The 11,849-nt window shown below is 68.9% G+C and carries 9 protein-coding genes; 3 read left to right on the top strand and 6 right to left on the bottom strand.

Annotation, left to right across the window (positions count from 1 at the left end; genetic code table 11):
• Positions 1-154: 154 nt before the first annotated feature.
• The 3 genes from AB0B64_RS32290 to AB0B64_RS32280 form a co-directional block, all read right to left on the bottom strand.
• Positions 155-868 (bottom strand): RloB family protein, encoded by a 714-nt coding sequence (locus AB0B64_RS32290; RefSeq protein WP_357943258.1) that lies wholly within the window; start codon positions 866-868, stop codon positions 155-157.
• On the bottom strand, positions 868-2,121 hold the full coding sequence (locus tag AB0B64_RS32285) for an ATP-binding protein (protein WP_357943260.1): 1,254 nt from the start codon (positions 2,119-2,121) through the stop codon (positions 868-870). Before AB0B64_RS32285 ends, AB0B64_RS32290 begins: the two co-directional genes overlap by 1 nt.
• Before the next feature lie 76 nt (positions 2,122-2,197).
• Positions 2,198-2,776 (bottom strand): helix-turn-helix domain-containing protein, encoded by a 579-nt coding sequence (locus AB0B64_RS32280; protein WP_357943262.1) that lies wholly within the window; start codon positions 2,774-2,776, stop codon positions 2,198-2,200.
• An 86-nt stretch (positions 2,777-2,862) separates the two neighbouring features.
• Here AB0B64_RS32280 and AB0B64_RS32275 point away from each other — a divergent pair, with 86 nt between their 5' ends.
• Both AB0B64_RS32275 and AB0B64_RS32270 read left to right on the top strand, forming a co-directional pair.
• Complete coding sequence (locus AB0B64_RS32275) at positions 2,863-3,744, top strand: SDR family oxidoreductase (protein ID WP_357943264.1); 882 nt, start codon at positions 2,863-2,865, stop codon at positions 3,742-3,744.
• 88 nt (positions 3,745-3,832) lie between these two features.
• Positions 3,833-7,354 (top strand): WD40 repeat domain-containing serine/threonine protein kinase, encoded by a 3,522-nt coding sequence (locus tag AB0B64_RS32270; protein WP_358181776.1) that lies wholly within the window; start codon positions 3,833-3,835, stop codon positions 7,352-7,354.
• A gap of 50 nt (positions 7,355-7,404) precedes the next feature.
• On the opposite strand, the gene AB0B64_RS32265 is transcribed toward AB0B64_RS32270, so the two are convergent.
• Positions 7,405-7,764 carry a hypothetical protein gene (locus tag AB0B64_RS32265; RefSeq protein WP_358181773.1) on the bottom strand — a complete coding sequence of 120 codons (360 nt, stop codon included), beginning with the start codon at positions 7,762-7,764 and terminating at the stop codon, positions 7,405-7,407.
• Positions 7,764-8,198, bottom strand: coding sequence for a hypothetical protein (locus AB0B64_RS32260; protein WP_357943270.1), 435 nt, complete (start codon positions 8,196-8,198; stop codon positions 7,764-7,766). The genes AB0B64_RS32265 and AB0B64_RS32260 overlap by 1 nt, the downstream gene beginning before the upstream one ends.
• A gap of 8 nt (positions 8,199-8,206) precedes the next feature.
• On the opposite strand from AB0B64_RS32260, the gene AB0B64_RS32255 reads away from it, so the two are divergent.
• Positions 8,207-9,697 (top strand): MFS transporter, encoded by a 1,491-nt coding sequence (locus AB0B64_RS32255; protein WP_358181770.1) that lies wholly within the window; start codon positions 8,207-8,209, stop codon positions 9,695-9,697.
• Positions 9,698-9,699: 2 nt separating this feature from the next.
• Here AB0B64_RS32255 and AB0B64_RS32250 read toward each other — a convergent pair whose 3' ends face one another.
• Entirely contained in the window at positions 9,700-11,673 is a 1,974-nt protein-coding gene (locus AB0B64_RS32250; RefSeq protein ID WP_358182168.1) for a hypothetical protein, read from the bottom strand.
• Positions 11,674-11,849: the final 176 nt, after the last annotated feature.

Genomic DNA, 11,849 nt, shown 5'->3' with positions numbered 1-11,849 from the left:
AGCATGATCACGAATTTGATGGCAGTACGCATGCGAGTTCCCTTCAGGCGGTTTCCCTCTCTTCGACCTCTTCGACGCGGGGCGGAGCCTGGATGGCCCGGTCAGGCCGTTCGCAATCGGGAAATTGGACCCGTCGTACCAAGAGCAAAGATCGTTAGGAGACGATCCCGAGGACCTCAAGGATGCGGTAGACGTCGGTAGAGGGATCGCGTAGGAGGATGTCGCAGTTGGGAGCGTGGCCAGGTGCACCGGGCTCTGGCGCGGGAGCGCAGCGCCCGCTCGGGCAGTCGGCCACGAGATGCTGGGCCAGTTTGACCGCCGTTGCCTGGCGGCCTTCCTTGATCAGCTCCTCGAAGTGGTGCGGCTCGACCAGCTTCTCGAAGTCTGCGAATTCCCTGGTCCCCCGAAGCTTCGCAGGGATCGTCGTACGGTCTCCGCTGAGCCGGCCGGGTGTGCCCGACGCGAAGTGGAGCCAGAGCCAGAGCTCGAAGTGTGGGTGGGAGAAAGCGATATTGATCCCGTTCTGGCGGGCCAGGCGAAACGCCTCGTAGATGTCCTCGTTCTCATCACGGTCGAAGATCGCCCAGAACACCGTGTTCTTGATCCCCTTCGTGGACTTCTTGAGCCGGATCGCCTCTCGTACCGCTGGGACAGGCTTGTAGCCGTTGAACTGTTGCCCCTCGGTGACCTTGCGCGGGGTGAGCTGGATCTGGAAGTTGTGCTCCGCTCCATAACGGTGGTTGAGATGGTGGAAGTAGCTCCGCTCGGTCTGGCCCTCGCAGACTAGGAAAAGGACGTTGTTCTTTCTGCGGCTGCCCAGGCCAGGACGCGGAAGCGTGGTTCCACCGGGTGCCCCGCGTTTGGCCATCAGGTCGGCACCTCCGTTGTCGGCTCCGCGAGTGGGCCGGCGAGCGTCTCTGCGATCTCGCCGACGGTCAGCCTCGGTACGCCGCCGTACGTACCGGCCAGGTAGTTGCGGTCGAGGGCTTCGGACTTGCGGGGGCGGGCGTCGGTCAGCGGATAGATCTCGGAGGCGCCATCCCGGTTCTTGACGGTGATGCGCACCTGGTCCCGCTCCAGCGGCTGGAAGAGGTGCGTGCGGCCCAGCAGGGTCGCGTCGTGGACCGTGCACACCAATTGCGCGTTGTTGGGGTTGGCCGCGGGATCCTGGAAGAGCCGGAGGACTTCGGCGGCGAAGAGAGGATGCAGGCTGGTGTCGAGTTCGTCGACAAGGAGGGCCGCCCCGTGGTCCAGGGTGGTGAGGAGGGGGCCCAGGAAGGCGAACCAGGATCGGGTGCCCATCGATTCCTGGCGTTCGTAGCTCAGTGCGACAGGGCTGTGGGGCCCTTGGTGCACGAGTCGGAGCTCGCCGGTCAGGCTGTCGATCTCGGTTCCCACGACCCCCAGGTCCGCGACCTTGAGAAGCGCGATGATGCGATCCCGCTGCCGTGGGTCGTCGAGCATCTTGCGCGTGAAGCTCTGCCGATCTTCGAAGTCGCGGCCTGGGCTGATCCACCAGAGGTTGTGCCGGAACCAGTCGTGGACCGGCTTGAGATAGGGCTGGTTGAAGGCTGCGGCGACGGTCAGGAACAGCGCGTCGGGCCGAGTCTGGGAGACAAGGCTTTCCTTCGGCCCCTTCAGCCCTTCGCCGGGAAAGGTGAAGGGCTCGTCGGTGTCGGCGTCGCGTTCGAACCAGACCTGCCGACGGGCCTGTCCGCCGGGGTATGTGTGCAGCCATTCGGTCTCGACTCGTTGGTCGGAGACCTCGAAGCCATAGATGTACCGGTCGCCGCCGAGGACGATGTCGACCTCGAAGAGGGAAGCGTCCGTACGGGCGGCCGGGTCGAGTTCGTACGGCTCGCGCGGGATGCCGTCAAGGGTGGACCAGCCGTGGACGGAGTTGAGGACCGCCTGCCGCATCCAGCGGATGGCATGCAGGACGTTCGACTTGCCGGACGCGTTCGAGCCGTAGATCGCGGTCGCCGGTAGATAGGCCAAGTCGGGGTCTTCGGCGAGACCGGCCGGGCGGCTTGCCCCCTGGTTGAACTTGCTCGCCGCCAGCCAGACCTCGAACTCGTCACGGAACGATCTATGGTTGGCGCCTCTGAATCTAAGCAGCACTGAACACCCTCTAATCCATGCTCAGGATCGATTCTAGGCCAATGCATGCAGATTATCTACGCAGCACGCCTGCCGATCAGCCCAGTGATGCGCTCGCCGCCCGCAGCTCGTCCAGGGCCGCCAGCGTGTACCCGGCGAGCTCGTCCTTGGCGTCGCGGTCGCCCTCCGACCATTGGGCGTACCCCCGTTTGAAGGCGAGGACGCCGAGCTCGCCCGCGAGAGCCGCGGCCGGATCGGGTACGCCGCGGGCGACCAGAGCGGTGGTCATCGCGGTCGCGAGGCTGACGCTTTTGAGGGCGTCACGCTCTTGAAGTTCGGCGCTGGCGGCGACGGCCGCCTTCAGGCGAGGGGCGAGCTCGCGATTCATGGGGCCCATCGCGCTCGACGCGCGCTCGAGACCGGCCGCGACCGCCTCGAGCGGGCTGGCGTCACCGGGCGCCTCGGCGATCCCCTCGGCCAGCAGCCGGCTCAGCGTCTCCTGTCCGGCCACCAGCAGCTCGCGCTTATCGGGGAAGTGCCGGAAGAAGGTGCTTTTGGTGACCCCGGCGCGCTCGGCGATCTGCGCGACCGTCGTGGCGTCGTACCCCTGCTCGGCGAACAGGTCGACGGCAGCCACGACGAGGCGTTCGCGCGCCCCTGGTTCCCAGCGACCCATGGGTCCATCCTAGCGTGATGGGACTCTTGTCCCGTCACCCTGCTAATGTGATGGGACAAGAGTCCCATCACTTGCGGGAGAGTTCCATGCGCGTCTTTGTCACCGGTGGCACTGGTCTGATCGGTTCCGCCGTCGTCACCGAACTGCTCGGCAACGGCCACACCGTCCTCGCCCTCGCCCGCTCCGACGCGTCCGCGCTGGTCGCCGAGGCGGCCGGCGCCGAGCCGCTCCGGGGAGGTCTCGCCGATCTGGACATCCTTCGCGCCGGCGTCGCTCAGACCGATGGGGTGATCCACCTGGCATTCGGTAACGACTTCAGCAGCCCCGACGCCCTCGCGAAGTCGGTCGTCGAGGAAAGTGCCGCCCTCGCGACCCTCGGTGAGGAACTCGTCGGCAGCGACCGCCCCTTCGTCACCGTCTCGGGTACGCCCTATGTGCCGGGCCGCCTCTCCACCGAGGCCGACCCGCTGCCGACCGATGGGCCGGTCGGCGGTCGCGGTCGCGCGGTCACGGCGGTCCTGGGCCTGGCCTCGCGCGGGGTCCGGAGCACGGCCGTACGCCTGCCGCGCACGGTTCACAACCAGGGCGCGGGCGGGTTCGCCGGTTTGCTGACCGACATCGCCCGCCGGACCGGATTGTCCGGCTACCCGGGCGACGGCGCACAGCGTTGGCCGGCCGTGCACGCGCTCGACGCGGCAGTCCTCTTCCGGCTCGCCCTGGAGTCGGCGTCGGCCGGTAGCTCATGGCACGCCGTGGACGATGAGGGAGACAAGGTGCGTGACATCGCCGCGGTCATCGGCCGACGGCTGGGCCTGCCGGTCGAGTCGGTGCCATCGGAGACCTACGGCCCGCTCGGCCCGATCTTCGCGAGCGACCAGCCCTCCTCAAGCACCTACACGCGGCGGGCGCTCGGCTGGGAGCCGAAGCACCCGCGCCTTCTGGAGGACCTGGAGAACATCCAGCCCTGACCTGAAACGCTTTTACGAAGCCAGGTGGTACGTGCATAGAGGGGTGAAGCAGCACAACTCGCGGGTGACCATTTGCGTCTAATCCGCCGTGGAATCGCTCAGCGGGGGAGATCCGCAGCACATCGGGGGCTACTGGCTGGCCGGGCGGCTCGGCTCCGGGGGTCAGGGAGTCGTCTACGAGGCGTACGACGCGGATGGGCGGCGGGTGGCGCTCAAGATGTTGCACGCGGCCGGCCACGACGGCAGCCGGGATCGGTTCGCCAAGGAGGCCACCGCCGCGGGTCGGGTGGCCTCGTTCTGTACGGCCAGGGTGCTGACCGCGGAGCTGGAGGGGCCCAGGCCGTACATCGTCTCCGAGTACGTGGCGGGGCCGAGTCTGCGGCAGGCCGTGCGCGAGGGGCGCAGGTTCACCGGTGACGACCTGCACCGGCTGGCCACGGCGGTCGCGACGGCGTTGACGGCGATCCACGAGGCGGGGGTCATCCATCGCGATCTGAAACCCGACAATGTGCTGCTCGGTCCCGATGGGCCGCGGGTGATCGACTTTGGCATCGCGCGGACGCTGGACATGTCGCTCACCAAGACCGGAGAGGTGTCGGGCACGCCCAGCTACATGGCGCCCGAGGTGTTCACCGGGCAGCGGGCGGGGGCTCGGGCGGACGTGTTCGCCTGGGGGGCGATCATGGTGTACGCCGCCACCGGGCAGGAACCGTTCGACGCCGACAACCTCGGCGGCGTGATGCACCGGGTGCTGTCGTACCAGCCCGATCTGAGCGCGTTGCCGCCTCGGGTGGCCGCGTTGGTCTCGGCCGCGATGAGCAAGGACCCCGCTGCCAGGCCGACCTCCCACGAGCTGTTGCTCGCGCTGGTCAGCGGCAACGGTGCCGACACCTCAGAGCTGCTGGCGGAAGGGAGCCGGGCCGCCCAGGGGGTGCGGGGGGAGGGTGGGGCCGATCCGGCGTTGGGCGCCATCGCGGAGGACGCCTATGGCGCGCTCGGGCCGGAGGAGCGTGAGCTGGCCGCCGAGGTGTTCCTGCGGTTGGTCGCCGTGGACGAGGACGGTCGGGAGAGCGGCCGGACGATCTCCCAGGACGAGCTGTTCGGCGGGCGTCCCGAGCACGAGGCCGCCGCCATCCGGCGCATTCTGCGGACCTTCTCGTACGTCGTCGCCGCCGATGACGAGTCGGTCGCGCTGTCGCGTCCCGGATTGTTGCGGGCCTGGCCCAGGCTGCGCATGTGGGTGGACGCGGACCGTGAGGGTCTCGCCGTACTGAGCCAGATCACCAGCGCGGCGCGGCACTGGACCGGCAACGGCAGGCGCGACGCCGACCTGCTCCAGGGCAGCCGCCTGGAGCAGGCGCTGAGCTGGGCGGCCACCGGGCGCCGCCACGTGACGCTCACTCCCCGCGAGCGCGACTTCCTCCAGGCGGGCACCGCGCTGACAAAGAAGCGCGCCAGGCGCAGGACCCTGACCACCACCGGGTTGGCCGGGCTGCTGGTGGTCTCGCTCGTGGCGAGCGGCCTGGCGCTGTGGCAGCGCCAGCAGGCGTCCGACCAGCGTGACGTGGTCACGGCCAAGCAGGTGGCGGCCGAGGCGGACCGGCTGCGTACCACCGACCCGGTCCTGGCGATGCTGCTCAGCGTGGCGGCCTGGCGCGTCTCCCCGCAGGTCGAGGCCCACTCCGCGCTGATGGCCTCGGCCCAGCAGCAGGAGACTGCCGTCTTCCACGATCCGCAGGTCAAGGGGCTGGCCACGCGGACGCTCAGCGGCGATGGCCGCACGTTGGTCAGCGTCAGCGAGGGCGGCGGTGTGAATGTGTACGACGTCCGCACGCACAAGCGGACGGGTGGTTGGAAAGGGCTGGGGCTGAAAGGTCAGGAGCTCTCCGATCCGGTGCTGAGCAGGACCGGACGGCTGCTGGCGGTGTACACCCACGATGAGCTCGGTGTCTGGAGCCTCGCCGACGGCAAGCGGCTGTTCAAGGAGAGCTTCCCGTCGGGCGACATGACGATCCAGATCGACATCGGCGAGGACGAGGCCACCCTCGCCGTCAGTTTCGACAACGATCTCGACCACCTGGTGGACCTGCGTACCGGCAGGAAGTTCGGTAAGAAGGCCGCCTTGCACAGGTTCGGTAAGAAGGCCGCCTTGCACTGGTGGGGTCCGGTGATCGACCCGACAGGCAGGCACCTGCTGCTCACCGGCGACAGCTTCGCCGAGCGCGCCCTGCCCGGCTGGGCCCCCGAGCACCGCTACCCCGGCTGCCGCGGGGCGCATTCGGTCGCCGCGTTCTCGTCCGACGGTGCCACTCTGGCCTGTGCGGGCAGCGACGTGGTGCTTCTGGACGCCGCCACCGGGCGCCGCCGGGACAAGCGCGACTGGACCTGTGACATTTGCGGCGGCTTCTTCCCGCGGCTGCGCTTCAGTCCCGACGGCCGCTACCTCGCCGCGTTCAAGGGCCGGAAGCTCCGGGTATGGGAGGTCGCCGACCACGACATCGAGCTGCTCACGTACCAGGCCGAGGGCGACCTGTCCGGCGTCGGTTTCGACGGATCCACGCTGCGCTACCTGATGGACGACTCGGTGATCAGCGTGGACCTGTCCCCGCGCGCCACCTCGATCAAGGCGGGGGGCAACGCTGTCCTCAGCCCCGGCAGCCAGTGGGCCGCGGTCCGCGCCGATGACAGCGAGTACGTCCGGCTCTGGAACGTGCACGAACGCAAGGACGTCGCCCGCTTCCCCGTCGAAGAGGGCTTGTCGGCTTTGTCAGCGTTCGACCAGCCGGCCAGACGACTCTTCATCGCGTCGAATTCCGGCCGGGTCGAGCTGGTCGATGTCGCTACCCGCAAACGGATCTGGTCGATCCGGTCCCAGCATCCCGACGACGGCTTCCCAGTGTTACAGGCCGCCTTCAGCCCAGACGGCAGGACGATCGCGCTCGTCCTCGGCCCGTACGGGCAGACGCTGGAGTACTGGCTGACCGTGCTCGACGCCGCCACCGGCCGGGTCCTGCACGACAGCTTCACCACCAGCGTCGGCGGCCCGTACCTGCCCGACGGCAAGAGACTGGCCACCGGCTCCGGCAGGTTCATGGACGTCGCGACCGGCAAACCGGTCGGGGAGGCCTACGACACGTCCTACGACGGCGGGGCGGGCGTGGCCTTGAGCAGCCGTGGCCTCATGGCCATCGCCTACGACGAGACAGGACGTGTCGCGCTCTGGGACCCATCCGGGCCGACGGCGCTGCGGCCCATGCTGCCGAAGGCAGCGGGCCCCGTGGACGCCCTGGCGTTCTCTCCGAGAGGAGACGTGCTCGCGACGGCCAGTGGTGGCCTCGTTCAGCTCTGGGACCCCGCCAACAGGCGGCGGCTCGGGGGCGCCTTTGACGCCCGGACGATCCAGGGTGTCGACTCGCTGACCTTCAGCGCAGACGGCGGCACGCTGTACTTCTCGGCCGCCGGTGACATCCTGGAGATTCCCGTGGGGACCGAGCGGGTCGCCGCGCTGGTGTGCGGGCGCGCGGGCCGCCGGCTCACCGAGGCGGAGTGGAGCCGGTACCTGGGTGACGTCGCGTACCGGGAGACCTGCCCGGAGGCCCCCGGCCAGTGAGCCTCACACCGGCCGGACGCGAGCCGGTGAGGCGCACGTCCGACCGGCGGTCAGAGCGGAATGAACAGGGCCTCGAACGGTGGTTCGCCGACGCCGGTGGTGATGTGTCCCAGCCCCGTCGTGTCGGCGGCGAGCACCAGGTCGCCCGCGCCGAAGCGGCGTCGGGTGCCGTCCGTGACCGTCACCTCGATCGTGCCGCGCAGCATCATCACCCACTGCTCGCGCGGCGCCGGATGGGCGGCGCTGTCGAACGCGGCGCTGCGGACGAACTGCACGCCGCCCTTCGACGGCAGCCCGCCGACCGCCATGGCCGGCACCCCTTCGGCGACCTGCCGGTGGGCGAGCGCGATCTCGCCGTCCTCGAACGCCGATCCGCCGTCCTCCGTGCGGGCGATCCGGGTGAAGCGCATCAGCTCGCTCCGATGAACTGGTGGTCGGTACGCAGCCGGCCATCGCCGTCCAGAGCCAGGATGTCCAGGCCGCCGCCGACGGCCTCGCCTGTCCGGGTCGACACCATCGACCACCGGATGGCGAGCACGTTGGGCATGAGGGAGTACGGCTCCTCGGCGGCCTCGAAGACGTGCTCGCCCGGCTCGACGAACATCTCGTAGGCACGGCTCACCCTGGCGTCCAAGGCGTCGTGACCCCGGACCTCCAGGGGCGGCACGGGAAAGGCGAGCGCCGTGGCGGCGTCGCGGATCTCCTGGGGCGGGTCGACCAGTACCTGGATCCCGTCGGGCGCCCATAGTTCGCGGATGAGGGCGCTCCGCGTCGCTGGATCGGGCTCGTTCCACTGGGCGATATAACGGTCAGCCCACTGCTTCACATCGAGTTCGTTGCTCATGGGTAGCAGTGTCCAGCGCGGCCTGCGACTTTACGATTCCCTACAGGGAATCGTGCCGCTGCCACGTAGTCGCAAGCCCTGATGGGCCTACCGGAGCCGGGCTATACTCCGACGGGTCTAAAAGCCCCAAGAGTTGGTACAGCGCTTTCCATCCATGCATAAGAGGCAGGCTGTTCGCCGTGGCCATCCCCACTTGTGACCCTAAGGTCGGGCTCCAGGAACCACCGGCCAGGGCGGGGGAGTTGACTAGGACAGAAAGCTTGTCGGGCGACAACTCGGGCCCACCGAAGACGACCAGATTTGCCCTTGTATGGGCTGGTTCGACCATTTCCACGGTAGGTACGCGGACACTCGGTGTCGCCTACCCGCTCCTCGCTCTCGCGCAGACCAAATCGCCCGCCGCCGCCGGTTGGGCGGGGTTCGCTTTGACCATCCCCATCCTCGTCTTCTACATCCCCGGTGGGCTTCTGGTCGACAGGATGTCCAATCGCTCGATCATGCTCTGGGCGGAGTTCGGCCGCTGGGTGACCGTGGCGAGTGTGGCGTTCGCGATGCTCTTCGGTGGCCCCTCGCTTTTCCATCTCATCGCGGCGGCGTTGCTTGAGGGCACGTTCTGGGTCATGTGCAACCTGGCGGAGACGGCGTTGCTCCCGTCGCTGGTCCAGCCGGTCATGATGCGGCGCGCGCTGGCCAAGAGCGAGGGGGCCAGCCATCTGGCCTCACTCGCCGGTCGGCCGCTCGGTGGATATCTGTTTGGAGTGGGAGCGTTTATCCCTTTTGTGCTTAACGCCGTACTATTCGCCGTTTCATTGGTTTTGTTCTGGAAGGGGAGCCCTGGCTCTGGGCGGCGGCCCACCCATTCGTTGCAGCTGAGCGATCTGTCCGTGGGGTTCCACGTGCTCATGAAGCAGGACTTTCTGCGGGGCGCGATCATGCTGGTCACCATCACCAACCTGATGGTCAACACGCTCATCATGATTTTCGTCGCGGGGTCCGACGGGGTGCCGTCGCTGACGATCGGGCTCGTACTGGCGGCCGGCGGAGTGGGCGGAGCGCTGGGCGCCACCATGACCTTCTTCCAGCGGCCGCTGCGCTTCACCCTGCTGATCCACACGGGGATCTGGCTGCTGGCCATGCTCCTCGCGGTGCTGGGGTCGGTGCTCCGGTCGCAGCCGCTCTTCTTCGCCATGGCCTTCTTCACCACCGGAATCGGCGGGTCGATGACCAATGTGGCGATCAGGGCCGTCGAGGTCGCCAGAATCGACCCGGGAACACTGGCCCGCGTGGTCGGCGTCTCCCGGCTGTCGGCCTACGGCGCGCTCTCCCTCGCCGCGCCGCTCGGCGCCTTCCTGGTCACCTGGCACGGGGTGACGGGCGGCTCGATGCTGCTGCTCGGCGCGATGGTGCTCCTGGCACTGTCGGTTGTGATCGTGCCCCGGTTGCGCAAATGGCTGACTCCGCCGCTACCTGACTTCGTCGGCGAGCCCCACATGGCCTGACGTCACCGCGCGCCGACCAGCCGGTGAGCGTCCTGCTTCATGTGCTCGGGCAGCGCGGGCCGCTGCGCGGAGATCGCCGCCTTGGCCAGGTCCACCGCTGAGGTGGTCTTGCCCGCCAGTTCCTCCACCCGAGCCGCATAAAGCAGCAGCGGCCCATCGTCCACGGCCTCCGCCAGCGCCTCCATCATCTCCTGCTGGGCCTCCTCCAGGCTGTCGGTCTGGGCGAGTGCCAGCGCGTGCGCGATCTTGGCGAACGGCCACCGCAGCGGCCGGGCCCGGTCCAGGTCACGCAGCGCGGCGCGGGCCCGGCCCATGCCGGCCAGCATCTGGCCCCGGCCGAGCAGGGCGTCGGCGTTGTTGCCCTCACGGTCGAGTACGTCGTTGAGCACGCCCACCGCCGCGTCCGGATGCCCGCCGTGCCACAGCGCCCACGCCAGCTCGGTCTGGATCGTGAGATCGGCGGGCACGCGCACCATCGCGGCCCGCAGGTGGCGTACGGCCTCGTTGGGGGATCCCTGCGTGAGCCGTAGCCGTCCGATGGCCGTGAGCATGGGGCCGACGGCGGCCACCTCGCCGGCCGTCTCGAAGCTCTTGGCGGCCGCGCTGTAGCGGGAGACGGCGTCACTCAGCTCGCCCCGCTTCAGCGCGATGTTGCCCAGGAGCGACTCGATCTGCGCTCGCACCCGATGGTCGTCCTGCTCGGAACGGGCCAGGCCCTCCTTGCCGTGCTGCTCCGCCAGCACGAGATCGCCCTCGCGCAGGGCGCTCTCGGCCGCGCGGAGATGGTCCTCGGTCGGCAGCCGGTCCGGGTAGGCGCGGGGCTGGTAGTCCTCCTGCGCGGGAGCCTGTAGGAGGCGGTCGTACGCCAGCTCGTACGAGCTCTCGCCCCTGTACTGGTCGGCCCGGAGGAGATGCCGGGTCACCAGCAGGGCGACGGTGGCCCTGCTGATCCCGGCCAGCCGGATCGCGCTCTGACGGACGGGCTGCCGGCTCCCCGACCGGTCGGCGAACGCCAGCCGTAACCACGTCCGCAGCCGGTGCTCGTCACCGTTGAGCCGCTCGGCCGCGATCTCCCCGATCACCCGGTGGTAGTGCTCGGAGAGCGTCTTGTCGGCGTACAGGCTGGCCTCGGTGGCGGTGATCTTCGTGGCCTCGGCGGGCAGCGCGTTCCACAGCGCCTCGCACACCACCTGGAGATGGACCGGGTCCACGCCCTCTGCCTGCTGCGCGGGGTTCGAGCGCCCCCTGATCTGGATGAGGTCTCGGACGATCTGCTCGGCCACCCCAGGGGCGAACACGTGCCCGGTGCCCTCGATCGGCCTGGTCACCGCCTCCAGCGCGCCCGCCTGGTCCAGTGCCTCCAGCGGGAAGCGTTCCCGGTCGGAGCCGGCCAGCTCCCGCTCGTACGGCAGCAGGTCCCGCAACCGGTCCGCGCGGATCGACAGCAGCAGCCGGAGGCCGGGATCCGCGTGGAGCGCCTCCCCGAGCTGCCCGAAGAACCAGTCCCGGTAGGGGTGGCGCCGGCGGCCGGTGGCGAAAAGCTCTTCGACCTGGTCGATGGCCACCATGGTGAGGGTCGGATCGCCGTAGGTGTCGCGTTTGACCGGCCGGGCCCGCAGGAACGCGGGGATCGTCATGCTCGCCAGCCGGGTGGGCGTGGCCATGGGGGACCACGACATCAGCAGGGCGAGGACGTACGGATCGTGGGCGGGAAGCGCGGCCTGCGGAAAGCACGACCCGTAGGACACTCGGCCGAGAGGGAGGACGTCGGTCCGGTTCGGGCTGAGGAGCGGGATCACACCTGCCTGGATGAGGGAGGTCTTCCCGCTCCCCGAGGCGCCGTACAGGACAGTCAGCCGTTTGCTCTGCCAAAGCTGGCAAATAACGCGAGACTCCGCGTCGCGTCCGAAGAATCCATGCCGATCTTCACCGCGAAAGACGCGTAACCCCCTGTATGGTCCCGGCGCTGCGTCCATACCGGAAGTGCCCATGTCGTTCCTATCCGCAGCCGCGTTTCACCGCACATTTCCTCCGTGACGGTCAAGGTGGGCGAATTCTTCGCATGCGCGCGCGGGCGCGCGCCCATCCGGCTGGATGAGGCACTCTTCGGGCGCACCTTGCACGCCCGATTTCCGCCTTGCTGCTGAGAAAT

The organism is Nonomuraea sp. NPDC049129, assembly GCF_040648495.1.
Taxonomy (GTDB): Bacteria; Actinomycetota; Actinomycetes; order Streptosporangiales; family Streptosporangiaceae; genus Nonomuraea.
This window is presented reverse-complemented; position numbering and strand designations above follow the sequence as displayed.

Bases quoted from the DNA above. Each gene is read 5' to 3' on its own strand.
- AB0B64_RS32275 (WP_357943264.1), top strand. From the start codon at position 2,863: ATGCGCGTCTTTGTCACCGGTGGCACTGGTCTGATCGGTTCCGCCGTC.
- AB0B64_RS32280 (WP_357943262.1), bottom strand. From the start codon at position 2,776: ATGGGTCGCTGGGAACCAGGGGCGCGCGAACGCCTCGTCGTGGCTGCC.
- AB0B64_RS32260 (WP_357943270.1), bottom strand. From the start codon at position 8,198: ATGAGCAACGAACTCGATGTGAAGCAGTGGGCTGACCGTTATATCGCC.
- AB0B64_RS32290 (WP_357943258.1), bottom strand. From the start codon at position 868: ATGGCCAAACGCGGGGCACCCGGTGGAACCACGCTTCCGCGTCCTGGC.
- AB0B64_RS32250 (WP_358182168.1), bottom strand. From the start codon at position 11,673: ATGGACGCAGCGCCGGGACCATACAGGGGGTTACGCGTCTTTCGCGGT.
- AB0B64_RS32265 (WP_358181773.1), bottom strand. From the start codon at position 7,764: ATGCGCTTCACCCGGATCGCCCGCACGGAGGACGGCGGATCGGCGTTC.